This window comes from Bradyrhizobium sp. WYCCWR 13022 (assembly GCF_030435535.1).
In the GTDB taxonomy this organism is placed as follows: Bacteria; Pseudomonadota; Alphaproteobacteria; order Rhizobiales; family Xanthobacteraceae; genus Bradyrhizobium.
This window is the reverse complement of the sequence record NZ_JAUIZJ010000017.1, coordinates 111818-133432: the sequence shown is the minus strand read 5'-3', so window position 1 is coordinate 133432 and position 21615 is coordinate 111818. Positions and strand designations below refer to the sequence as shown.

Here is a 21615-nt window from a genome sequence, read left to right as displayed (position 1 = left end):
TGGCCCTCACAGGGGCCGTTCACGGCCGTGTCACCCCGCACTGAAGCGTTTTCACGCGACCAAGACCCAAGGCGAAAGGCCCGGACCTTCCAAGGCAACGCCTCAAGATAATCCCCGCCAGGCCGAAATCGGATCGCGCGCGAAGACGAGCGCTCAGGGCTGAAACGGCGCGAACGGACCAGAATAGGTCTTCGCCCGCGGCGGCGCGTAGGGGCCGAGCCGGGAGGTCGAGAGCCCGAGCCGCACCAGTCCTTCGGCCAGCGTCACCGCAGCTGCGACGCCATCGACCACGGGCAGGCCGTGAGCGGCGGCGAGCTCGGCGGCAAGATCGGCCATGCCGGCGCAGCCGAGCACGATGGCCTCGGCGCGGTCGTCGCGGATTGCGGCCGCGATTTCCGCGGAGATTTTTCCAATGCCGTCTGCGTTGCGCTCTTCGAGCGCAAGCACCGGGACCTCGGCCGCGCGGACGCGGGCGCAGCGCTCGGCGAGGCCGTATTTCCTGAGATTATGCTCGATCGGCACGATGGAGACACTGAGCGTCGTCACCACGGCAAAGCGCGCGGCGATCAGGCTCGCGACGTGAAAGCCGGCTTCGCCGATCCCGATGACCGGCGCTTTCGCCGCGGCTCGCGCCGCATCCAACCCGGTGTCGTCGAAGCAGGCGATGATATGCGCATCCGCGCCGTCGCGGTCGGCCTCACGGATGCAGCCGAGCATGCCGGGAACGGCGAAGGCCTCGTCGTAAAATCCCTCGATCGAGACCGGACCCATCGCGGGCTCGCGCGCGTCGATCACGGTGTCGGGCCGCGCGATCGCGCGCGCCGCGGCGGCGATCTTCGCCGTCATCGACGCTGTGGTGTTGGGATTGACGACGTGAAGTCGCATCGCTGTCAGACAAGCCCTTTGCCGGCGTCCGACCCCTTGGCCGCCTGCCGCTTGTTGAGCATGTGGATGGTGCCGAGTGCAAGCGTGATCACCGCGAAGGAGACCGCGGAGATGATGGTGCCGAGCGCATAGATGTCAGGGTTCGTCACGGTCGTGGTGAGGCCCTGGAGATCGAGCGGCAACGTGTTCACCGCGCCGATCGCCTGGCTGGAGCGCGCGAGCTCGTCCCAGGACAGCGTGAAGCCGAACAGGCCGATGCCGATCACGGACGGCAGGATGATCGGCAGCACGACATGACGGAAGGCCTGCCACGGCGTCGCGCCGAGATCGCGTGCGGCTTCCTCGAGCCTGGGATCGAAGCGATTGAAGATCGCGAACATGATCAGGAGGCCGAAGGGCAGCGTCCAGGTCAGATGCGCGCCCAGCCCGGAGGTGAGCAGGCCCATCGAGGTCTCGAAATTCTCGTTCCAGTGCGCCTTGATCAGGTCGTCGATGATGCGGAATTCGAGCGAGATCCCGAGCGAGGTGATGATCGAGGGCACGATGAGGCTCGCGATCGCGGAATAGAACAGGATGCCTTGCGCCCTGAATTTCCTGCGGAAGGCCATGCCCGCGGCGACCGACAGCACGACGGTGATGGCCATCACGATGACGCCGAGCAGCAGCGAGCGACGGAAGGACGCGCCGAGATCGATGATGCCGGTGCCCTGGAACAGTTTCGCCAGCCAGTAGGTCGAGACGCCGTTCATCGGGAAGGTGAGGCCGCCTTGCGGCCCCTGGAACGACAGCACGTAGATCGCGATCATCGGGCCGTAGAGAAACAGCACATAGGCCGCGAAGAAGATCGCGAGGACGTAGAAGCTGCGCGGGCGTCCTTCCTTCATCGTTCACAGCTCCTTCTTGATGTCGACGATGCGCGACATCATGGTGATGATCAGGAACGTGATGACGAGCAGGATCACGGCATTGGCGGCCGCGGCCGGGAATTGCAGCGCGTTCACCCGCGTCTCGATGATCTTGCCGGCGGCTGCGATCTGCTGGCCGCCCATCACGCCGATGGTGATGAAGTCGCCCATCACGATGGTGATGACGAAGATCGAGCCGATCACGATGCCGGGTTTGGCGAGCGGAATGATGACGTTGAGCAGCGTCTGCAAGCCGGTGGCGCCGGCGTCATAGGCGGCTTCGATCAGCGACTTGTCGATGCGGATCATCGAATTGAAGATCGGCACCACCATGAAGAAGGTGAAGAGGTGCACAAGCGCCAGCACCACGGAGAATTCGGAGAACAGCAGCCATTCCACCGGCTGGTTGACCAGTCCGATCTTCATCAGGCCCGAATTCACCAGGCCATTGCGGCCGAGCAGCGGAATCCAGGCGATCATGCGGATGACGTTGGAGGTCCAGAACGGGATCGTGCAGAGCAGCGACAGTCCCATCTGCCAGGTCTTGGACTTGACGTGGAAGGCGAGAAAATAGGCGACCCAGAAACCGATGAAGAGCGTGATCGCCCAGACCAGGAAGCACAGCTTCAGCGTCTTCAGATAGGTCTTGGCGATCGTGCAGAGATCGGGAAGCTGCGCGATGCAGCCTTCGAAGGTGTCGGTGTAGCCGCGGCCCGAAAAGGCCGGCAGCAATTGATATTCGTTGTAATCCCAGAACGAGACGATGACGACGAAGACGAGTGGGATCAGGAAGAAGGCGAGAAACACCAGCATCATCGGCCCGGCCTGAAGCCAGGAGATGAAGGAGGGCGACAGGCGCGCCGCTTTCGCGGGGCGCGCCTTGTCCGATCCCCGGACGAGGTCCGGGGATGCCTGTTGCAGGATGTCTTCCGACGTATCCATCACGCGGCGATGAACTCGTTCCACTTGCGGACCATGTAGTCGTTCTCGTCCATCACGGCGTTCCAGCACGCGACCGCGCCCATGCGGTCCTCGTAGGAGCCGCCGTCACGCACGGCCCCGGCCTTCTCCAGCAGCGAACCGTCGGGCGCCTTGATGTCCTTCTCGGCCGGCTTGCCCTCCATCCAGTAGGCCCACTCGTAGGGCTCCATGTTCGCCTTCGCGGTGGAGAGCACGGCCGAGTAGTAACCTTGGCGGTTGAGGTAGGCGCCGGCATAGCCGGACAGGAACCAGTTGACGAACTCGTAGGCCCAATCGAGCTTCGGACCCGACACGCCCTTGGAGACGCAGAAGCCGGATGCCCAGGAGCGGTAGCCTTCCTTCAGCGGCTGGAAGGTGCAGGCGATGCCCATCGAACGCACCTTCGTCACCGCCGGCGACCACATCGACTGGATGACGGTCTCACCCGAGGCCATCAGGTTGACGCTCTCGTTGAAGTCCTTCCAGAACGCGCGGAACTGGCCGGCCTTCTTCGCTTCCGTCATCACCTTCATGGTGAGATCGATCTCTTCCTTGGTCATGTTGCCCTTGTCGGCATATTTGTACTTGCCGGTGGCTTCCACGACCATCGCGGCATCCATGATGCCGATCGAGGGAATGTTGAGGATCGAGGCCTTGCCCTTGAACTCGGGGTTGAGCAGCTCGGACCACGAGTTGATCGGGCGCTTGATGAGATCGGGGCGGATACCGAGCGTGTCGGCGTTGTACACGGTCGGGATCAGCGTGACGAACTCGGTCGCCGTCTTGGAGAAAGTCTTGGAGTCCTTGCCTTCGAGATAGAGCACCTTCCAGGGCGCGGTGCCCTGGCTGCCGATCTTCTTGCCGCCGGGCGTCTCGCCCTTGGTGAAGACGGGCGTGATGTTGTCGAATTCCTTGATCTTCTTGGCGTCGAGGGCAAGGATGTTGCCCGACGGCACCAGCTTCTTCAGCGAGAAATACTCGGTATCCAGCACGTCGAAGGAGTTCGGCTGGGTCATCACGCGCTTGGTGACGTCGTCGGTGGTCGCGGTGATGTATTCGATCTTGATGCCGGTGTCCTTCAGGCACTGCTTGGAGATGTCGTCGCCCTCGTTCACGGCGGTGCCGAGATAGCGCAACACCTTCGGCTCGGCCGACATCACGTAGGGAAAGCCCGTGATGGCGCCGGAGCCGGCGGCGAGGCCCGCGAGGCCTGCGGTGCTCTTCAGTAGCGTGCGGCGGCTGACACCGGTCTTTTTGGTCGTCTCGGTCATTTCAGTCACTCCTCTGTGTTGCGCATTTTCTGTGATGACGGCGCTATTGCAGACGTTGCGCCTTGGCGGGATCCCAGGTCGCCAGCACGCGATCGCCCGGACGGAACGGGTTGACGTCGAAGATGGCTTCGGGAACGTGGGAGAACAGGGCGGTGCCGTCGTCGAGCGTGAGCGACACGGAAACATAGGAGCCCTGGTACTCGGTCTGGGTCAGCAGCGCCGGCGCGCCGAACGCACCGTCGGTGACCGGCTTGATGCCGAGCTGATCGGCGCGCACGGCGATGAGGTTGCCGGCGTCGCTGAGGACGTTGTGGCCACCGATGAAGCGTGCCACGAACTCGGTGCGGGGATGGTGGAAGATGTCGCGGGCCGTGCCCTGCTGTTCGATCTTGCCCTGGTTCATCACCACGATGTGGTCGGCGAGCGCCATCGCCTCCTCCTGGCCATGGGTCACCTGGATGAAGCTGATGCCGAGCTCGCGCTGCAGCCGCTTCAGCTCGCCGCGCATCCTCACCCGCAGGAACGGATCGAGCGCGGACAGCGGTTCGTCGAGCAGGAGGATCTGCGGCTCGGTGATCAGCGCGCGGGCGAGCGCCACGCGCTGCTGCTGGCCGCCGGAAAGCTGGGCCGGAAGCCGCGCGGCGTAGGGGCTCATCGCCACAAGCTCCAGAAGTTCGCCGGCGCGCTTGTGCCTGAAGGCGCGATCGATGCCGCGCATTTTCAGGGCAAACGCGACATTGTCGAGCACGCTCAGATGCGGAAACAGAGCGTAGGACTGGAACATCATCGCGGTGCCGCGCTTGGCGGGCTCGAGGTCGGTGACGTTCTGCGCGCCCAGGATGATGTCGCCCTCACTGACCGCCTCGTGGCCGGCGATCATCCGCAAGGTCGAGGTTTTGCCGCAGCCGGACGGGCCGAGCAGGCAGCAATAGGTGCCGGCCGGGATCTTCAGGTTGACGTTGTCGACCGCCAGCGTCGTGTCATAGCGCTTGGTGACGGCAACCAGTTCGAGAGCGGCGGGAGTGGCCATGGCGTGTCCGCTGGGAGGGGCGATGTTCTGCCTCTCTCCGCAAGGTCCGTGCCAACAGCAATGAAGTTGCCGAATTCGAAAACTGTGCAGCGGAGTCAGATCGTTAGATCGAATCCCGCGCATTTGTGCGACGCACGGGGCGGGTAGGAGTGTGCACACGAAATGGGCGAAGATTGTATAAAGTTTCGCCTGTGATTGGATACAGCTCGTCGATTACCATTTGAGACCGATCGTCGCCGATCGCGCTCTCAAACCCAGCCTTTGAACCAATGGCCGTCAAATCCCGCCCAAAATCCGATGCGCCCGACGCGAGCGATCGCGTCAGCCGGATCCGGGAGGGCGTGACCGCGGCGATCCTCGAGCATCGCCTGCTGCCCGGCACCAAGCTCGGCGAGGACGAGATCGGCGAGATCTATGGCGCAAGCCGCACGCTGGTCCGCACCGCGCTCCAGCAGCTCGCACATGAGGGCATCGTCAACATCGAGAAGAACCGCGGCGCCTTCGTCGCGCGCCCGACGCCGGGCGACGCCCGCGAAGTGTTCGAGGCGCGTCGGCTGATCGAGCCGACCATCATCGACCATGCTGTCGATGCCGTCTCGCCCGTGTGGATCGATCGTCTTCAGCAGCACCTTGCCGAGGAGCGCGAGGCCGAGCTGCGCGGCGATGCGCGCGCGTCAGTCCGGCTCTCCGGCGATTTCCACCGGCTCATCGCCGAGATGAGCGGCCACTGCATCTATCTCGGTTTTCTCAAGGAACTGATCGCGCGCTCCTCGCTGATCATCCTGCTCTATCGCCGTCACGACACGCCCGCCTGCGGCACCGATCATCATGCCGAGATCGTCACCGCGATCCGCAAGCGCGACAAGCAGGCTGCGCGCGCGCAGATGCTGTCGCATCTGGACGAGATCGAGGCCGAGCTGTTTCTGAAGGATCCCGCCGCTGACGAGCTGCGGCTCGCCGACGTGCTCGGCGCGTGACGCCGGCGATCGCTGCTTCCAAAAAAGTTGCGGCCAGCCATTGGGGGATGGCTGGCCGCGCGCGAACCGGTCTGGGACGGGGAGGGGTGGGGATGTGACCGGGTCGCGTAACTCGTTCGTTTGTCTTTACTGATCTCGGGCGCTGGCGGTGGAGACCGCCGGCTTGGTATCGCCGAGCGAGACCCAGACGTTGGGATCGCTCTGCGACTGGCGCTTGACGAAGCGGTAGCCGGTCTCCGTCCAGGCAACGACGCTCTCGTTCTGATTGTCGAGAACGAACTCGCCCTTGTCGGTCTTCACTGTCAGCACCGCGTGTCCTTCGCCCTTCTTGTCCCGCACGACGGTGATGAGCAGGGCCTCCCGCGGCCAACCGGCGTCCATCAGCATCTTGCGCTTCAACAGCACGTAGTCTTCACAGTCGCCGTAACCGTCGGTCGGCAGCGACCACTTCTCGATGACGCCCCAGTGCTCCTGGTCGGTCAAAGGCTTGACGGTCTCGTTGACCCAGCGATTGACCTTGACGAGGTCGCGCCACGCCGTCTGCGACATCACGATGTCGCGCGGCTGAGACGGTCCGCCCTGACACTGAGCGGCATTCTCCGCACAAAACTCGACCCAGCCGATCGGCGCACGCGTGGTGTCGCCGAGGCTCGCGTAGAGCAGACGGCTTTCGCCGGCCTGCGCCGCCGCGCCAATCCCGAAGAGCATGGCGGCGAGCGCCAGTGCCTTCCCCTGTCCCCTGAAGTCCAACATTGCGGCCCCCGTTTCTTGTTGGGACCACATTTCGCACGGAGCTTTTGAGTTGCCGCTAAGTCGACCAATTCAAGTCGAGACGAATGAAAGTAAAACGCGCAGCGAATTCGATCTATACTTGAATAGATTTCGACTAAAATTTGAGACAACTGCAATTGATTCAAATTGTAGGGATTAACGCGGAAACGCTGGCGGAACCGGTGTTTCGATCCGCAAGTGGCCCGCGTGTTAACCCGCGCGAAGCCGCAGCGAAACGCGAAAAAGGCGGCGTCCGCATCGCGGAGGCCGCCTTCAAACCTGGAAAAACAGGGGTTTTGGCGCTGATGCGCTTTACCGCGCGGTAACGCTCTCTTCGAGAGTCTCGATCGGCTGCTCGTGCATGAACTCCAGCGCGAAGCCGTCTTCGAGGTTTCGGACCACGCGGCCCTGGACCCGGCCGAGCAGAACGATCGATTTGAGCGGCGGGCGGTTCTCCGCGGCGATGGCGGCGCCCGACAGCGACAGGTCGATGATCCGACAGGTCATCTTGGTGCCGTCCTCGAGCGTCAGCACCGCGATCGGGTTGCGCGGCACGATACGGTCGTGGCGCCGGTCTTCCGGCAGGTTGAGGATGTCGCGGTTGGCGAGCCAGGTCAGCTGGGCCGCCAGCTTGTCGCGCTTGCGAGGCGTCGCCCCGACCGTCATGGCGAAACCGTTGTCGATGATCCGGGTGATCTTGCCCTCGACCCGGCCGATATGGTCGAGATAGGCGACCACGCGGTCGCCGACATTGCCGATGCCGGGAGCGAGCAAGGCAAGCCCGCCGGGCGACATGTTGATCACCTGGCAGGGGAATTCACGGCGATCCGGCAGCATGTATCGGCCGAGCAGGTGGACCTTCACCCGCTGGAAACGCCGACGTTCCTCGGCGGCCGGAAGAAATTTTTTGTTCGCCAACGCCATTTTCACTACCCGACCCCCCGCCCGGGCGGAGTCCGGTACGACCCTAAGGTGCATAGGGTTAATGCCGCGTTATGATCTGGCGCGTTGACTACGGACCGGTGCAATGCGTTCAAAAACCCAAATCAGGGGTGGGCAGGCCAATACGGTAAGGGCACCAAGGTCGAGCGCGACTGCGGCGGTGCCCGCCGATTTGGCGAGTCGGCCGGCGATCGCAGGCCCCAACATCATCGCGGCATAGAACAGAGTGTAGAACACGCCCATTCCAATTGCCCTGGTCTCCGGGGCGAGTACGCGGGCGGCGAGGCTCATGATCGGGCCGGCCGGGAATCCCCCAATCAGGCCGATCAGGACAAGGGTCAAGAACACGGCATCGGACCGGGTCAGCCAGGCCAGCAGGGCCGCGACCGCGATGCTGGCCGCGATTGTCACGACAAGGGGCCTGCCGCGATCGGCCAGATACCCGCCCAAGGGTACCGAGAAAACCGACAGCCACATCACGAGGCTGATCGCCGAACCTGCGGCCGCAATGCTCCAGCCGCGCTCGGCGAGGAGGGAGGGGCCGAACGAGAAGATCATGGCGAAGCCGACATTATACAGGCCCCAGATCATGCCGGCGACGATCACCGCCAGAAGTGCGAGGTGATCGAGCCGGGCTGAGCCGGCTGCGCTCGACGTTACTTCCGGGGGCGGCTGATAGAGCAAGATCAGTACGATTCCGATCGCGCTCAGCGTCCCTGTCGCTGCGAACACGGCGCCAGCGCCAGAGGCGGTGCCGATCGCCGGCAGCACCAGTAGAGAGATCGCAACGCCTGCCGGCCAGGAGTTGACGAAGATCGCCATCGCGGTGGCGATCTCCTTACCCGCAAACCAGTCGGTGCCCATCTTGGTGAGCTGCACCGTCAGCAGCACGCCGCCGGCGCCGGAGGTGAGCCTGCCCACCGTCTGCAAGCCCCAGATGTCGGTGGTCGCCATCACGAGGCTGCCAGCCGTCATCAGCAGCAGCGCTGTGATCGTCGTCGGCTTGTCGCCGAACATTCGTCCGATCGCGCCGCCCGGCAGCGCCAGCACCACGCCCGGCGTGAAATAGAGTCCGATCAGGATGCCGATATCGGCGAGCCCAACGCCGAAGGTTTGTTGCAGCAGCGGCGCGACCGCCGCCACGCTCTGGAACTGGAACGCGATGGTGAGGCGAACGACGAACAGGATCGCAAGAATGGCCCAGCGATTGCGCATGCCCGGTCTCCCCAACCCATTTATCAAAGGTGAGGTGGAGAGGGCTGAGAGTCAACCGGCCCGCTTCGCTACGTCTTTCGTGCAGCGCAATCCGGGGCGAATTCCCGCATTACGCTTCACTCCATGCGAGCTACGAACCGCGGCTTGGCACGTCCGCGCATCTCACATACGCTTTCGCCGGAGCCCGCGCCATCATTCACCACAAGACGGGCCGCGAGGAAACAGCCATGGATTCAATCCGCGTATGCACCCATGCCGGACCCGGAAGCGAGCCCGTGATCAAGACCGTGCCGTGGCCGAAGGTCGGCCGCAAGGGTGCGCTGATCAAGATCGGTGCGTGCGGGGTCTGCGGCACCGATCTGCATATTCTCAAAGGTCACTGGCCGAAGCCGCTGCCCTGGCCGTTCACGCTCGGCCACGAGATCGGTGGCGTCATCGTCGAATGCGGGGATGAGTTCACCGAGGATTTCATGAGCAAGCCGCTCAAGGTCGGATCGAAAGTGATGATCCCGCCGCTGATGCCGTGCGGGCATTGCTATTACTGCATCCATTATCCGCAGACCGCGAACAAATGCCTGACGCCCGTTTATTACGGCCGCTATCTCGGCTTCGACAAGGCGCCGCACATGTGGGGCGGCTGGGCCGAATATGTCTATGTCGATCTCGACATGCTGCCGGGCACCAAGATCTACAAATTGCCCGACGACATGTCGCTGCGCCTCGGCGCATTGTCCGAGCCGCTGACCTCCTGCATCCGCGCCTTCAATCGCGCAACGCGCGCCGGCGGCTTCACCTGGGCCGACACGGTGGTGATCCAGGGCTCCGGCCCGATCGGAATTCTCGCGGTCGCGGCGGCAAAAGAGATGGGAGCGGGGCGCGTAATCTGCGTCGGTGCGCCGGAGGAGCCGCGCCTCAAGCTCGCGCGCGAGTTCGGCGCGGAGGCGACGGTCAACATCGAGGAGCTCACATCGCCGCAGGAGCGCATCGCGCGCGCGAGAGAGATCGTCGGCGGTTTCGGAGCTGATTTGGTAATGGATTGCTCGGGCCATCCGACCGCCGGTCCCGAAGGCATCGAGATGCTGCGCGACGGCGGCACCTATGTCGAGATGGGCCAGTTCACCGACGCCGGCTCGATCGAGACCTCCTGGCACCGCATCTGCACCAAGGACCTCAACGTGCTCGGCTCCTGGGGCTTCACCGGCAATGATCTGCCGCTCGGCGTCGACATGCTCTACCGCACCCGCGACAAATATCCCTGGCTGAAGATGCAGACGATCTATCCGTTCACGGAAGAGGGCGTCTCGCAGGCCGTGAAGGACGCGATGGCGATGAAGACGGTGAAATCGACCATCGTGCCGTGGCCCGATCTGGTGGAGTGAGAGTGCGTAGCCCGGATGGAGCGGAAGCGAAGTCCGGGGCCGGCCCGCATTGCGTTTCGCTCCATGCGGGCTGCGTTCCGTGATCTCGGCCGCCGGCTGCCCCAAAAGTTCCACAGGAAATCCGCGAATGATCCGTCTGGGCGTGAAACTTAAGCCCGGGTTCCGGCTTTCAGTTCGCGTGAGAGGTATCGTGAAGCGAATTCTGAAACCCGTCACCTACATCCTCGCGGCCATCTACTTCCTGGTGGACGCGGTGTTCATGGCCGTGGCGCGGCCGATCTCGGCCTGGCTCGCGCGGCATTTCGAGTTCAAGCGACTCCGCGCCTGGATCAAATCGCTGCCGCCTTATCCGTCGCTCGCGCTGTTTTCGGTACCCGTGATCATCCTGGAGCCGATCAAGCCGGTGGCGGCGTATCTCGTCGCGACCGGTCAGTTTCTGAGCGGCATGGCGGCGTTTGTCGGCTGCGAGCTGCTCAAGCTCGTGCTGGTCGAGCGCCTGTTCCATCTCACGCGAGACAAGCTGATGCGGATTCCAGCCTTCGCCTGGGTGTACGGGAAGTTCACCGAGATGAGGGCGTGGCTCCAGGCCACCGAAGCCTGGCGCGCCATCCGCGCCTTGAGCCGCGCGGCGAAGGATTTTGTCGTGCGGGCGAGAGCAAGGTTGGCCGGCGGCTTCGGCAGGCCCGTGACATCAAGGGACTAGAGCCGCGCCTGTTAGGCGAGCTTGCGCGCGGCAGCCGTCGCCTTGTCGCCCGTGTTGGGCGTGCCCGTCGGCTCGATCAGCATCAGATGAACTTCCTCGCGCGCCACCGGGCGGTGCTCGACACCTTTGGGCACGACGTAGAGTTCGCCTGGGCCGAGCGTGACGGTGCGATCCCGCAGCTCGATGTCGAGCTTGCCCTTCAGCACGAGAAAGAAATCATCGGTGTCGTCGTGCTTGTGCCAGGTGAATTCGCCCTTCACCTTCACCACCATCACGTCGCAATCGTTGAAGGTCGTGATCGTGCGTGGCGACCAGTGATCATTGAAGCTCGCGAGCTTGTCGGCAAGCGATATGCTGTCGGCCATGGTTGATAAGTGTCCTGCTGTCTCGTGAGGCACGATTTGGGATCGAACGGCGCCCACGGCAAGGCATTGCTTCGCCGGCAGGTCTTGTCGCGCCGAATTTGCGGAATGGTGGCAAAAGCCGGACTTTCCGGCCCAAAATCCCGCCAAAGCGCCGCGCTGAGCGTCCCGGCCTTGTTCACCCTGTCGCCAATGCCATGCATCAAAGCCATGGTGATTTGGCCGCTGCTGGCGTAAAGAGCGTTCCAAATCAAGATCATCATGGGTGTGACCGGGCTTCTGCAGCGATTGCAGCGTCAGGCCCCTCGGCTTTCCGTTCCACACCCCGACCAACCAAGGTTTTCATCCCGTGTCCTTTCCGGCCCTGACCCCGCCGCTCGCCCGTGCCCTGGCTGAGCGCAATTACGAGTCTCCGACCCCGGTTCAGCTGGCCGTGCTCGGCGAGGATGCCGTCGATCGCGACCTCCTGGTGTCGGCCCAAACAGGCTCGGGCAAGACCGTCGCTTACGGCCTGGCCATGGCCAGGGACCTGCTCGACGGGGCCGAGCGGTTCGCGCAGGCCGCAGCTCCGCTGGCCCTGATCGTCGCGCCGACCCGCGAGCTTGCCTTGCAGGTCCAGCGCGAGCTCACTTGGCTCTATGAACATGCACAGGCGCGCGTCGTCTCATGCGTTGGCGGCATGGACCCGCGCCGCGAGCAGCGTGAGCTCGCAGCGGGCGCCCATATCGTCGTCGGCACGCCCGGTCGCCTGTGCGATCATCTGCGGCGCAACCGCCTCGATATCTCGGAACTGAAGGTCGTCGTGCTCGACGAGGCCGACGAGATGCTCAATCTCGGCTTTCGCGAGGACATGGAGTTCATCCTTGAGACCACGCCGGAGACGCGTCGCACGCTGCTGTTTTCGGCGACGTTCCCGCGCGGGATCGTGGCGCTCGCCAAGCAGTATCAGCAGGATGCGTTTCGCATCGAGGTCGCGGGCGACGAGGGCGGTCACGCCGACATCGAGTACCGTGCCATCCGGGTGGCTCCCGGTGATGTCGAACATGCGGTCGTCAACGTGCTGCGCTTCTACGAGTCGCCGAGCGCGCTGGTGTTCTGCAACACGCGCGATGCCGTCAGGCATTTGCAGGCGGCGTTGCTGGAGCGCGGTTTTTCCGTCGTCGCTCTCTCAGGCGAATTGACGCAGAACGAGCGTACCCTGGCGCTCCAGTCGCTCCGGGACGGACGCGCCCGCATTTGCGTTGCGACCGACGTTGCCGCCCGCGGTATCGATCTGCCCAGCCTCGACCTCGTGATTCACGCCGACCTGCCGAACGACCCCGAGGTGATGCAGCATCGCTCGGGCCGCACCGGCCGCGCGGGCCGCAAGGGTGTCAGCGTCCTGCTGGTGCCGCCGATACGACGACGTCGTGCGGAGGTGTTGCTCAATCTGTCCGGCATCGAAGCGAATTGGGGCACGGCGCCGCAGGCGGACGAGATCCGCAAGCTCGATCATGAGCGGATGAAGGACGTGTTGTTCACCGAGGAGACGACCGCCGAGGATCTGGCGCTGGCGCAGGCCTTGCTGGCCGAGCGCTCGGCCGAAGACATTGCCGCAGCACTCGCGCGGCTCTATCGCGCGCGGCTGCCGTCGCCCGAAGACATTCTCGATCCGGGCGAGCGCAGCAGCCGGCCGCGTGACGATCGTCATCGCGACGCTCGCGCGCCGCGCGACGATGGAAAGCCGCGCGGCGAGGATCGCTCGGAGCGGCCTCGCGCCAAATCGGGGAAAAAGCACGTAATGGCGGAGCCGACCGTCTGGTTCCGGGCCGCCATCGGCCGCCGCAAGAATGCGGAGGCGCGCTGGCTGCTGCCGATGATCTGCCGCCGCGGCGGCATCGACAAGCGCGACATCGGCGCGATCAAGATCTCGGACACCACCACCGAGTTCGAGATCTCCGAACGCGTTGCGGAATCCTTTGCCGTCAAGGTCAAGCGTCCGGACAAGGAAGACAGCATCCGCATCGAGCCGATGACGGGCGCGCCGCAAGAGCAGGCGCCGGCGGAAAAGCGTTCACGCACGCCAAGACGCGATGAAGATGAGGACGATCGCGTCAACCGCCGCAATGACGATCCCTGGAACGCGAACGCGTCAAAGCCACACGACAGGCCGCGGGGAAAGCCTGAAGGCAGGCACCATGGCAAGCCGCACGCCAAATCTGACGTCAGGTCCGACGCGAAGTCTGACGCCAAGCCTCACGACAGCGGCAAGTTCGGCAAGCCGGCGTTCGGGAAGAAGAACAAGAAATTCGGCAACAAATCCGGTGACGCCAAATACGCGCCGTCGGTCACGGAATGGCCGGGCGCCTCCGGAAAGAAGAATAAGAAGAAGCGTAGAGGCTGAGCGGCGAGCCGTCCGCGCAGACAGTGACGATGCCGCCGGACTGCACCGGCGACATCATCTGAAAAGTGTGAGCTCAGCGGCCGCCACCACCGCCACCTCCACCACCGCCACCTCCACCTCCGCCTCCGCCACCGGCGTCACGCATGGCGGAGGTATAGCGCGGGTCGATCTGCTTCATGTAGGTGGGCGACGTGTCGCGGTCGATGCGAACGATGTGGCGCCGCACGGGTGGGGACTCCTGGGGGATGATGACGCCGCAGCTTGCGAAGAAATCAATGTCGCAGCGGTAGGAGCGGAACTGCACCGCATTGGCACTGGTTGCGGTGAACGCGGTCGTTGCGACCAATGCGATCAAGGCCACTCTAGGCAATGTGAGTTTCATGGACATTCTCCAGCCTCGGTTCGGCGAGACCGGAACGGCTCGCTCACTGCTTCGACGGCGGCTGATCGAAACCAGTTCGAGGGTGGGCTTCACGCCCGCGTGAGACGATGCGCGGGGGGAGCGGCTATCCGGCAAGCTCGCGCAGCATGTAGGTCGCGCTCGTGCCGTAGGACGACAGTTTGTCGCACAGCGCCGTATCCGCTGCGACGGGGCGGAAGCCGAGACGCTCCCATAGCACGCGCGTACCGTAGACCGAGACCAGCGCAAGCGCCGCGATGCCCGATGAGCGCGCGAGCTGCTGGATCTCCGTGACATAAGCTCGCGCCGCGCCGCCACGGTGGTCGGGCAGCACGGCGACGTCGTGCACATAGAGACAGTCAGCAGCATCGGGCAATCGGTCGAGAAAATCGTCGAGCGGTGGGATGTTGTGCCGCATCCAGGGATGTGCGAGGCCGTAACCTGCGATCTCGTCGCGTACCGTGAGCACGCGGCATCCATCAGGATAAAGCCGCAACTTCTCCGCGAGTACCTCGGACCGCTCGGGGAGATCAGGATGAATCCGCGCCGCGACCGCGCAGATCGCGTCGAGGTCTCCGGCCTGTGCACGGCGCCAATGCGGCTTGCTCATCTTGCCCGTTCCGTCTCTGCCACCGCAATTTATTCCGTCGTCTCGACGCTTGCAGCCAAAAATATCTTTGCGCCATTTTGAGGAATAGTGCGCGCAGTGCGGCGTCCTATCTCGTGCACGCCCATTGCATGACAGGAGACACCATGACGACTTCCTCGATCCGCCTCGCGCTGACGCTCGCAGCGTCGCTCGCGATCACGTCCGCTGCGTTCGCGGCGCCGCCGACCAAGACCGGCAAGACCGACAAGGGCACCGTGCTCACCGACGCCAAGGGCATGTCGCTCTATACGTTCGACAAGGACATGGACGGCAAGTCGGCCTGCAACGGCCCCTGTGCGACAAACTGGCCGGCACTGAAGGCCGAGGCCAGCGACGCGCCCGGCGACGGCTACACCATCATCGCCCGCGACGACGGCTCCAAGCAGTGGGCCCACAAGGGCAAGCCGCTCTACACTTTTGCCAAGGACACCAAACCCGGCGACATCACCGGCGACGGTTTTCTGAACGGCGCCTGGCATCTGGCGATGCCGTAGGCGATCTCGACGACGCCCGGGACGGGCGGCGCCACGCCAGCCCGTCCTCGCATCGTGTGGGCATTACGCCGGCGGGGCCGGTATCAATCCGTAGCGTAGCATCGTCGCTTTCATCTGGACCGGATCGGGCGCGCCGGACGACAGCAGCGCGGCCATTTCCGTGAAATATTGCGGGCCCAGCACTCCGGGGCTCAAGATGCACAGGCATGTCGCCGGCCCGGTCGAACGGTTGGCAAAGCCGTGCACGATGCCGCGCTTGATGAAGACCGATTCTCCAGGGCCGAGATCGTTCTCCTTGCCGTCGACCGTCCAGGTCGAGACGCCTGAAAGCCCGTAGATCGTTTCGTCCCAGCGGTCGTGATAATGCGGGATCGGCATCCGCGCATTCGGTTGCAGCGTCATTTCGAAGATGTCGACGCTGTCGCCGGTGTCGTCCTTGCTGTGCAGGAAGCGGAGCGAAAGCGCGCCGAAGTTGATGATGTCGGACATGGTTCTTTCGTCCAGGTGAGGTGGAGGCTCGAGGGCGCGGCGCTCGCTCACGTCGAAACGAAGACTACCGCAGCCCTTCATACACCATCAGGCCGCGGGCGATCTGCAATTTGCGGATCGCGCGCGGCAGCAATTTCTCCGGCTGGTGCAGGTAGCGCCAGGAGGTGACGGTGAACGGGCCAAGCGCTCCGCATTCGTCGTCGAACGGTGCGAGCACGCCGGTCACGGTGACAGGCGTGTGCGGGCGGGCGTTGAAGGGCAGCAGCAGCAGCTCGAGATGGGCCTTGCTGCCGTCCGCGCGCGGTGCGGTGAGGCCGGCGATGGCTCCCAGCGCCTCGTCGGCGACGATGGTCGCGATTTCCTCGATCTCGCCGCGGCTTCCGTCGGTAAACAATGCGGCAAAGCCCTGGTCCTTGAGATCGCAGCCGGCGAGGGCGCAGACGCGGGTTCCGGCGACGCGGAACGGGAAGCCGAGTTTTGGCTCGCAGGAGAGGACGAAGATGTCGCCCAACAGCTCGCGCACGGCGGCCGGGTCGATATCGGACCGGTCAGGGGCCCGCGCATTGCCGCGCTTCTTGTCCCAATACGCGAAGAATGCGCGGCTCGATGGATGTTTCATGACTGACGCTCGCCCCTCGGTGCGACCTCGTGGGACAAACCTGTCCCGCTTCAGTGCACCTCAGATCCCTGTGTTGTTGTGCAGGAGGGGAATTGCAGCGTCCATGCCGCGGGGGCGATTTCGGCGCCTTGGGCGCTGCCTTTGCGTTGTTAACGTTAAATTAACTATGCGCTTTCGCCCAGCGTCGCGCCTGCTAGGGTGATCGCGGTCGCAAGCCTCGCCGCTTTTCCCAGGTTCTCGGCGTGGCCTGTACATGGGCGTCAAACAGTTTGGTCACCGGCCGCGGGGAGGGGTGGGGATTTCCCTTGTTCCTCCGCAGTGCCGGAAAGGCCGACACGGACAGGCAGGGCTTTCCCAGGGCCCTGCCTTTTCCTTTTGTGCACTTGCGCAAGGCCGGCAAAGGCGACTATCTGCAACGCTGTTGCTTCGATCGCGCCTGAAAGCGAAACCGCCTTGGATTCCCCGCCACAACCCCCGTCGGACCAGCCGGTCGTCGTCGAAGAGACCCCGCGCGAGCCGATCCTGACCTTGCCGTGGCCGCTGACCGCCTATGTCGTCCTCCTGGCGGTGATCCATCTGCGGGTGCTGCTCCCGCCGGAGCTGGAGAACTGGACCATCGACGTGTTCGGCTTCATCCCGAAACGGTACGATTCCTCGCTGGTCAATTTGCAGTTCGAGGGCGGCGCCGGGGCCAAGGTCTGGACCTTCGTCACCTATTCGCTGCTGCACGCCAATCTCGCCCATCTCGCCTTCAACGTGCTGTGGCTGCTGCCGTTCGGCAGCGCGCTGGCGCGGCGCTTCGGCGCGCTGCGCTTTTTCGTCTTCCTGGCCGTGACGGCGGCGGCCGGCGCGCTCGCCCATCTCGTCACCCACGAGCATGCGGTGGTGCCGATGATCGGCGCTTCGGCCTCGGTATCGGGTGCGATGGCGGCGGCGATCCGGTTCGCCTTCGCGCGCGGCAGCTTCCTGTCGTTCAGCCGTTCGGACGCCGATTCCGCCGCGAAAGTTCCGGCGCTGCCGCTGTTGCAGGCGCTGCGCGACCGGCGGATCGTCGGCTTCCTGGCGGTGTGGTTCGTCCTCAACGTCATCTTCGGTGTCGGCGCGATCGGCGTCGACGGCGACAGTGCGGGCGTTGCTTGGGAGGCGCATATCGGCGGCTTCTTCGCTGGCCTGTTGCTGTTCGCGCTGTTCGATCCTGTGCCGCGCGTGCGAAACGATGATGCTGCGGATGCGTCATCACAGGACATTTCAAGCGGTATTTAAGCGGCGCTTGCGGCGCGGCCCGAATTCATCCATCATTTGCGCGAAGAATGTTCCGAAGCGACAAGCCCGTAGAGGCTTTGCTTCGCAAAGCGCCTGAACGTGAAACCGGCGCCGAAACTGTTAGTTGAAGACTCGCGAACAAGTCCGAACCGCGCAAAGCGGACGGGTCGGATTCAGGGAGGCGACAATGACGGTACGTTCCATTCTCAATACCAAGGGGCACCAGATCATGAGCGTCGAGCCCGACGCGAAGCTGGCTGCCGCGGTCAAGCTGCTCGGCGAAAAGAAGATCGGCGCGGTGCTGGTGATGAACCAGAGCCGGCTCGAAGGCATCCTGTCCGAGCGCGACATCGTGCGTGTGCTGGGCGAGCGCGGTGCAGGCGTGCTGGAAGAGCCGGTCTCTCAGGTCATGACCCGCAAGGTGGTGAGCTGCAAGGAGACCGACACGGTCGCCGAGCTGATGGAGATGATGACAACGGGCAAGTTCCGCCATCTGCCCGTCCTCGAGAACAACAAGGTGGTCGGCCTGATCTCGATCGGCGACATCGTCAAATGGCGTGTGCGCGAATACGAATCCGAGCAGGAAGCCCTGCGCGACTACATCAAGACGGCCTGAGCCGGATTCATTCGGCCGCTTTGGGCGCCGCGTCTTCGGGCGGCGGCGCCAGCACGTCGATGGTTTCCTGGATCGACTCCAGCGCGCGCTCGGCGGCGCGTGCGCCGTGGGCGATCAACTCCTCGGCGCGGTGAAAATCGAACCAGCCGAACTGGCCGACCCGCGGCGTGATCAGGAGATCAGGCGGATCGCCGGCGAGGCGCGCGCGGGTAATGCGGTCCTGCATGATGTTGAAGGCATCGATCATCACCGAGGAGATGCCGGGGCGTCCGGCGCTGCCGAAGAACTCACGCTTGACGGTTTTCTCGGGCGAGAAGATGCGCGGAAAACGCCGCTTGGCCGGGGTCTCCTCGGCGACAGGCGCGGGCATCGCGCCGTGCGCGTGGATCGTCGTCGAATGGGTGAAGATGTCGGTCGACAGATTGACCGCAATCACGATTTCGGCGCCGAGCGCCCGCGCCGCCGACACCGGCACCGGGTTCACCAGCGCGCCGTCCACCAGCCAGCGGTCGCCGATCATCACGGGCGAGAAGATCCCGGGCAGCGCATAGGAGGCGCGCATCGCCTCGACCAGCCGGCCGCGCGTCAGCCAGATCTCGTGACCGGTGCGGATCTCGGTCGCGACCGAGGCATATTTCATCGGCAAGTCCTCGATCAGGATCTGGCCGATCGATTCCTCCAGCCGGCTTGCCAGCTTCTCGCCGCCGATCAGGCCGGAGCCGTTGAGGCGGATATCGAGATAGCCGAGGATGTTGCGCACGCCTTGCAGGCTCCGCGCCCAGTCCTCCAGCGCATCGAGCCGGTCGGCCGCGTAAGCGCCGCCGACCGCGGCGCCGATCGAGGTGCCAACCACGACATCGGGCACGATGCCATTGGCCAGCAGCGTTCTCATGATACCGATATGGGCAAAGCCACGCGCTGCGCCGCCGCCGAGGGCAAGACCCAGGACGGGGCGGCGGACACTGCCGAGACCGACCTTCTCGCCATTCGCGCCGTTCGCGCCCCGACCTCTCAAGATTTCCAGCACCGAAACTCTCCTAACGGCGGGGCCAGTCGCCGCACTTGCCAGACTAGGCACTGTCCTTGCTCGCCGCCAGAACAGAGGCCAAGCATGGTTTATACCGTTCGGGACGCAGGGGGCGGGAGTGTGGCGAAGGCCCGTTGGCCCTGAACTAATCACGCAAGCGTCAACCGGGTTCCATAGAACCGTATTCCATGGGATTTCAGAGGCTTGAATTTGCCGCGTTTTCGGTGAAAAGCAGGGGCATGATTAGCGGGGGTGACGGCATCATCGGATGGCGGCGTGGCGGCAGGCTGCTGCCGGCGCTCGTCATGGCCGCGAGCCTCCTCGGCTTGGGTCAAAACACCGCGCAAGCGCAGCTTTTCTCCGATCGTCCGCCGCCGGTGCCCCCGGCTTCGGTGCCCGATCCCGGCGGCGCCGTGAGCCTCGCGCCGCCCTCGGGTCCGGGCGCGGGCCCTCCGAGCCTGCCGCCGACCCTGACCCAGCCGAATACCCCGAGCATGCCGCCGCCGGCCGTCTCGACCGTTCCGCCGTCTGCACCGCTCAATGCGGCGGTGCCGGGCCAGGGTGTGCTGTCGCTGACCGCGAGATACGGCAAGGATTCTCCGGCGATCAATGCCGGCCTGGTCTGGCGCGTCTTTGCTGACCGTCCCGACGAGAACGGCACCTTCAAGCTGATCCGCGAGGACCGCAGCGCCACGCCCAGCATCGTGCTGCCGCCCGGCAACTACGTCGTGCACGTCGCCTTCGGTCTCGTCAGCGCGGTACGCACCGTCAGCCTGAAGGCCGAGACCGACCGTGAATCCTTCGTGCTGCCGGCAGGAGGCCTGCGCATCGAGGGCCGCGTCGGCACCAGCCGCATTCCGCAGAACCAGATCTCGTTCGCGATCTACAAGGGCAGCCAGTTCGAATCCGGCGAGCGTGCCTCGCTGGTGCCGAACGTGTCCGCCGGTGACGTCGTGCTGCTGCCCGAGGGCACCTACTACATCATCTCCAACTATGGCGATGCCAACTCGGTGGTGCGCTCGGACATCCGCGTCCAGGCCGGCAAGCTCACCGACGTCACCATCACCCACCGCGCGGCCGTGATCACGCTCAAGCTCGTCAGCGACAAGGGCGGCGAGGCGCTCGCCAACACCGCCTGGTCGGTGCTGACGCCCGGCGGCGACGTCATCAAGGAATCGATCGGCGCCTTCCCGCGCGTCGTGCTCTCCGAAGGCGAATACCGCGCCATCGCCAAGAACGAGGGCAAGGTCTACGAGCGCGGCTTCAACGTCGTCAACGGCGTCGACGGCGAAGTCGAAGTCGTCGCGCACTAAGCTTCACTTCCGATACCTGAGCGCCTCCACCAGCACGGCGAACGCCGGCGTCGGCTGCCGCCGGCTCGGGTAATAGAGGTGATAGCCCGCGAACGGCGCGCACCAGTCGGCGAGCACGCGGATCAGCCGGCCGTCGGCGATCTCGCGCCTCACCAGATCTTCGGGGATGTAGGCGAGGCCAAGGCCCGCGAGCACGGCATTCGTCCTGAGCAGGCCGGTGTTGAACACGAGCTGGCCGTCGACGCGCACCTTCACGACGCGGCCGCGCTTCTCGAATTCCCAGGCATAGATCCCGCCATAGGTCGGCAGGCGCAGATTGATGCAATTGTGCTCGGTGAGATCCTGCGGCTGCTTCGGTTTGTCGCGTGCGGCGAAATAGGCGGGCGCGCCGACCACGGCCATCCGCATCTCCGGCCCGATCCTGACAGCGATCATGTCTTTCGCAACCTGCTCGCCGAGGCGGACGCCGGCGTCGTAGCGTTCAGTGACGATGTCGGTGAGGCCGTAGTCGACGACGAGTTCGACCTTGATGTCAGGATAGCGCGGCAGCAGCTTGGCCAGCGCCGGCCACAGGATCGTCTGGGCCGCGTGCTCGCCCGAGGTGATGCGGACCGTGCCGGCAGGTGTCGCGCGCAGTGCGGTCAGCGCCGACAGCTCGGCATCGATCTCGTCGAAACGCGGTCCGATCGTGCGCAGCAGCCGTTCGCCGGCCTCGGTCGGCGCGACGCTGCGGGTGGTGCGTGTGAGGAGCCTTAAGCCGAGCCGTTCCTCCAGACCGCGCACGGTGTGGCTGAGCGCCGATTGCGAGACGCCGAGCTGGGCGGCCGCGCGGGTAAAGCTGCGCTCGCGCGCGACGGCGAGAAAGGCGAGCAGGTCGTTGGCGTTGGCGCGGGCCATTCATGAGTCCGGATCATGAGTACATGCCGATTTTATCACCTAATCGCAGGACCTCGCGCGGCTTA

General features: G+C 64.5%; 24 protein-coding genes. 9 read left to right on the top strand and 15 right to left on the bottom strand.

All coding sequences use genetic code 11. The annotated features are described in order from the left end of the window. Positions 1-153: 153 nt before the first annotated feature. The 5 genes from QY049_RS24805 to QY049_RS24785 are packed head-to-tail and all read right to left on the bottom strand — an operon-like array spanning position 154 to position 5051. Complete coding sequence (locus QY049_RS24805) at positions 154-885, bottom strand: aspartate/glutamate racemase family protein (RefSeq protein WP_301270071.1); 732 nt, start codon at positions 883-885, stop codon at positions 154-156. Positions 886-890: 5 nt separating this feature from the next. Beyond that, positions 891-1769 (bottom strand): ABC transporter permease, encoded by an 879-nt coding sequence (locus QY049_RS24800; RefSeq protein WP_301270070.1) that lies wholly within the window; start codon positions 1767-1769, stop codon positions 891-893. Positions 1770-1772: 3 nt separating this feature from the next. Further along, on the bottom strand, positions 1773-2732 hold the full coding sequence (locus QY049_RS24795; protein ID WP_194482686.1) for an ABC transporter permease: 960 nt from the start codon (positions 2730-2732) through the stop codon (positions 1773-1775). After that, the gene (locus tag QY049_RS24790; RefSeq protein ID WP_194482058.1) at positions 2732-4021 is read right to left on the bottom strand and encodes a PotD/PotF family extracellular solute-binding protein; all 1290 of its coding nucleotides are present in this window, start codon (positions 4019-4021) and stop codon (positions 2732-2734) included. Before QY049_RS24790 ends, QY049_RS24795 begins: the two co-directional genes overlap by 1 nt. A 43-nt stretch (positions 4022-4064) precedes the next feature. Beyond that, positions 4065-5051, bottom strand: a complete 987-nt coding sequence (locus QY049_RS24785) for an ABC transporter ATP-binding protein (protein ID WP_301270069.1) — start codon at positions 5049-5051, stop codon at positions 4065-4067. 269 nt (positions 5052-5320) lie between these two features. Between QY049_RS24785 and QY049_RS24780 the strand changes: the two genes are divergently transcribed. Then, complete coding sequence (locus tag QY049_RS24780) at positions 5321-6028, top strand: GntR family transcriptional regulator (protein ID WP_258766435.1); 708 nt, start codon at positions 5321-5323, stop codon at positions 6026-6028. Between the two features lie 126 nt (positions 6029-6154). Here the strand turns inward: QY049_RS24780 and QY049_RS24775 are convergent, their stop codons facing one another. Further along, on the bottom strand, positions 6155-6781 hold the full coding sequence (locus tag QY049_RS24775; RefSeq protein WP_194482061.1) for a transglutaminase-like cysteine peptidase: 627 nt from the start codon (positions 6779-6781) through the stop codon (positions 6155-6157). A 140-nt stretch (positions 6782-6921) separates the two neighbouring features. On the opposite strand from QY049_RS24775, the gene QY049_RS24770 reads away from it, so the two are divergent. Next, the gene (locus QY049_RS24770) at positions 6922-7125 is read left to right on the top strand and encodes a hypothetical protein (RefSeq protein ID WP_194482062.1); all 204 of its coding nucleotides are present in this window, start codon (positions 6922-6924) and stop codon (positions 7123-7125) included. On the opposite strand, the gene QY049_RS24765 is transcribed toward QY049_RS24770, so the two are convergent. Continuing rightward, positions 7112-7723 carry a PilZ domain-containing protein gene (locus tag QY049_RS24765; protein ID WP_028154094.1) on the bottom strand — a complete coding sequence of 204 codons (612 nt, stop codon included), beginning with the start codon at positions 7721-7723 and terminating at the stop codon, positions 7112-7114. The genes QY049_RS24770 and QY049_RS24765 overlap by 14 nt on opposite strands. A gap of 69 nt (positions 7724-7792) precedes the next feature. Continuing rightward, complete coding sequence (locus QY049_RS24760; RefSeq protein ID WP_258766436.1) at positions 7793-8956, bottom strand: CynX/NimT family MFS transporter; 1164 nt, start codon at positions 8954-8956, stop codon at positions 7793-7795. Positions 8957-9183: 227 nt separating this feature from the next. Here QY049_RS24760 and QY049_RS24755 point away from each other — a divergent pair, with 227 nt between their 5' ends. Further along, positions 9184-10335, top strand: a complete 1152-nt coding sequence (locus QY049_RS24755) for a zinc-binding dehydrogenase (RefSeq protein WP_301270068.1) — start codon at positions 9184-9186, stop codon at positions 10333-10335. A 190-nt stretch (positions 10336-10525) separates the two neighbouring features. Then, entirely contained in the window at positions 10526-11038 is a 513-nt protein-coding gene (locus tag QY049_RS24750; RefSeq protein ID WP_194482065.1) for a hypothetical protein, read from the top strand. An 11-nt stretch (positions 11039-11049) separates the two neighbouring features. Here QY049_RS24750 and QY049_RS24745 read toward each other — a convergent pair whose 3' ends face one another. Continuing rightward, positions 11050-11403, bottom strand: coding sequence for a cupin domain-containing protein (locus QY049_RS24745; RefSeq protein WP_301270067.1), 354 nt, complete (start codon positions 11401-11403; stop codon positions 11050-11052). Positions 11404-11749: 346 nt separating this feature from the next. On the opposite strand from QY049_RS24745, the gene QY049_RS24740 reads away from it, so the two are divergent. Beyond that, entirely contained in the window at positions 11750-13783 is a 2034-nt protein-coding gene (locus tag QY049_RS24740; RefSeq protein ID WP_301270066.1) for a DEAD/DEAH box helicase, read from the top strand. Between the two features lie 73 nt (positions 13784-13856). On the opposite strand, the gene QY049_RS24735 is transcribed toward QY049_RS24740, so the two are convergent. Both QY049_RS24735 and QY049_RS24730 read right to left on the bottom strand, forming a co-directional pair. Then, positions 13857-14165 (bottom strand): hypothetical protein, encoded by a 309-nt coding sequence (locus tag QY049_RS24735; RefSeq protein ID WP_301270065.1) that lies wholly within the window; start codon positions 14163-14165, stop codon positions 13857-13859. A 124-nt stretch (positions 14166-14289) separates the two neighbouring features. Next, a complete protein-coding gene (locus QY049_RS24730) occupies positions 14290-14793 on the bottom strand; it encodes a GNAT family N-acetyltransferase (protein WP_301270064.1) in 504 nt (167 codons plus the stop codon). Between the two features lie 143 nt (positions 14794-14936). On the opposite strand from QY049_RS24730, the gene QY049_RS24725 reads away from it, so the two are divergent. Then, positions 14937-15326 (top strand): hypothetical protein, encoded by a 390-nt coding sequence (locus QY049_RS24725; protein ID WP_301270063.1) that lies wholly within the window; start codon positions 14937-14939, stop codon positions 15324-15326. 63 nt (positions 15327-15389) lie between these two features. On the opposite strand, the gene QY049_RS24720 is transcribed toward QY049_RS24725, so the two are convergent. Both QY049_RS24720 and QY049_RS24715 read right to left on the bottom strand, forming a co-directional pair. Beyond that, the gene (locus QY049_RS24720) at positions 15390-15815 is read right to left on the bottom strand and encodes a cupin domain-containing protein (RefSeq protein WP_301270062.1); all 426 of its coding nucleotides are present in this window, start codon (positions 15813-15815) and stop codon (positions 15390-15392) included. Positions 15816-15879: 64 nt separating this feature from the next. Then, complete coding sequence (locus QY049_RS24715) at positions 15880-16434, bottom strand: PAS domain-containing protein (RefSeq protein WP_194482072.1); 555 nt, start codon at positions 16432-16434, stop codon at positions 15880-15882. 453 nt (positions 16435-16887) lie between these two features. Between QY049_RS24715 and QY049_RS24710 the strand changes: the two genes are divergently transcribed. Both QY049_RS24710 and QY049_RS24705 read left to right on the top strand, forming a co-directional pair. Continuing rightward, positions 16888-17697: a rhomboid family intramembrane serine protease gene (locus tag QY049_RS24710; protein ID WP_258766443.1), complete on the top strand. Its 810-nt coding sequence runs from the start codon at positions 16888-16890 to the stop codon at positions 17695-17697. A 187-nt stretch (positions 17698-17884) separates the two neighbouring features. Then, the gene (locus QY049_RS24705; RefSeq protein ID WP_194482074.1) at positions 17885-18313 is read left to right on the top strand and encodes a CBS domain-containing protein; all 429 of its coding nucleotides are present in this window, start codon (positions 17885-17887) and stop codon (positions 18311-18313) included. 7 nt (positions 18314-18320) lie between these two features. Here the strand turns inward: QY049_RS24705 and QY049_RS24700 are convergent, their stop codons facing one another. Continuing rightward, the gene (locus QY049_RS24700) at positions 18321-19340 is read right to left on the bottom strand and encodes a patatin-like phospholipase family protein (RefSeq protein ID WP_194482075.1); all 1020 of its coding nucleotides are present in this window, start codon (positions 19338-19340) and stop codon (positions 18321-18323) included. A 239-nt stretch (positions 19341-19579) separates the two neighbouring features. On the opposite strand from QY049_RS24700, the gene QY049_RS24695 reads away from it, so the two are divergent. Then, complete coding sequence (locus tag QY049_RS24695; RefSeq protein ID WP_194482076.1) at positions 19580-20653, top strand: hypothetical protein; 1074 nt, start codon at positions 19580-19582, stop codon at positions 20651-20653. A 3-nt stretch (positions 20654-20656) separates the two neighbouring features. On the opposite strand, the gene QY049_RS24690 is transcribed toward QY049_RS24695, so the two are convergent. After that, positions 20657-21550, bottom strand: a complete 894-nt coding sequence (locus QY049_RS24690; RefSeq protein ID WP_301270061.1) for a LysR family transcriptional regulator — start codon at positions 21548-21550, stop codon at positions 20657-20659. Positions 21551-21615: the final 65 nt, after the last annotated feature.

What these genes read in the sequence shown, in the direction of transcription:
- QY049_RS24790 (WP_194482058.1), bottom strand. Translation starts at nt 4,021, where the DNA reads ATGACCGAGACGACCAAAAAGACCGGTGTCAGCCGCCGCACGCTACTG.
- QY049_RS24725 (WP_301270063.1), top strand. Translation starts at nt 14,937, where the DNA reads ATGACGACTTCCTCGATCCGCCTCGCGCTGACGCTCGCAGCGTCGCTC.
- QY049_RS24730 (WP_301270064.1), bottom strand. Translation starts at nt 14,793, where the DNA reads ATGAGCAAGCCGCATTGGCGCCGTGCACAGGCCGGAGACCTCGACGCG.
- QY049_RS24715 (WP_194482072.1), bottom strand. Translation starts at nt 16,434, where the DNA reads ATGAAACATCCATCGAGCCGCGCATTCTTCGCGTATTGGGACAAGAAG.
- QY049_RS24780 (WP_258766435.1), top strand. Translation starts at nt 5,321, where the DNA reads ATGGCCGTCAAATCCCGCCCAAAATCCGATGCGCCCGACGCGAGCGAT.
- QY049_RS24755 (WP_301270068.1), top strand. Translation starts at nt 9,184, where the DNA reads ATGGATTCAATCCGCGTATGCACCCATGCCGGACCCGGAAGCGAGCCC.
- QY049_RS24760 (WP_258766436.1), bottom strand. Translation starts at nt 8,956, where the DNA reads ATGCGCAATCGCTGGGCCATTCTTGCGATCCTGTTCGTCGTTCGCCTC.
- QY049_RS24805 (WP_301270071.1), bottom strand. Translation starts at nt 885, where the DNA reads ATGCGACTTCACGTCGTCAATCCCAACACCACAGCGTCGATGACGGCG.
- QY049_RS24720 (WP_301270062.1), bottom strand. Translation starts at nt 15,815, where the DNA reads ATGTCCGACATCATCAACTTCGGCGCGCTTTCGCTCCGCTTCCTGCAC.
- QY049_RS24795 (WP_194482686.1), bottom strand. Translation starts at nt 2,732, where the DNA reads ATGGATACGTCGGAAGACATCCTGCAACAGGCATCCCCGGACCTCGTC.
- QY049_RS24745 (WP_301270067.1), bottom strand. Translation starts at nt 11,403, where the DNA reads ATGGCCGACAGCATATCGCTTGCCGACAAGCTCGCGAGCTTCAATGAT.
- QY049_RS24775 (WP_194482061.1), bottom strand. Translation starts at nt 6,781, where the DNA reads ATGTTGGACTTCAGGGGACAGGGGAAGGCACTGGCGCTCGCCGCCATG.
- QY049_RS24800 (WP_301270070.1), bottom strand. Translation starts at nt 1,769, where the DNA reads ATGAAGGAAGGACGCCCGCGCAGCTTCTACGTCCTCGCGATCTTCTTC.
- QY049_RS24705 (WP_194482074.1), top strand. Translation starts at nt 17,885, where the DNA reads ATGACGGTACGTTCCATTCTCAATACCAAGGGGCACCAGATCATGAGC.
- QY049_RS24765 (WP_028154094.1), bottom strand. Translation starts at nt 7,723, where the DNA reads ATGGCGTTGGCGAACAAAAAATTTCTTCCGGCCGCCGAGGAACGTCGG.
- QY049_RS24695 (WP_194482076.1), top strand. Translation starts at nt 19,580, where the DNA reads ATGATTAGCGGGGGTGACGGCATCATCGGATGGCGGCGTGGCGGCAGG.
- QY049_RS24785 (WP_301270069.1), bottom strand. Translation starts at nt 5,051, where the DNA reads ATGGCCACTCCCGCCGCTCTCGAACTGGTTGCCGTCACCAAGCGCTAT.
- QY049_RS24690 (WP_301270061.1), bottom strand. Translation starts at nt 21,550, where the DNA reads ATGGCCCGCGCCAACGCCAACGACCTGCTCGCCTTTCTCGCCGTCGCG.
- QY049_RS24735 (WP_301270065.1), bottom strand. Translation starts at nt 14,165, where the DNA reads ATGAAACTCACATTGCCTAGAGTGGCCTTGATCGCATTGGTCGCAACG.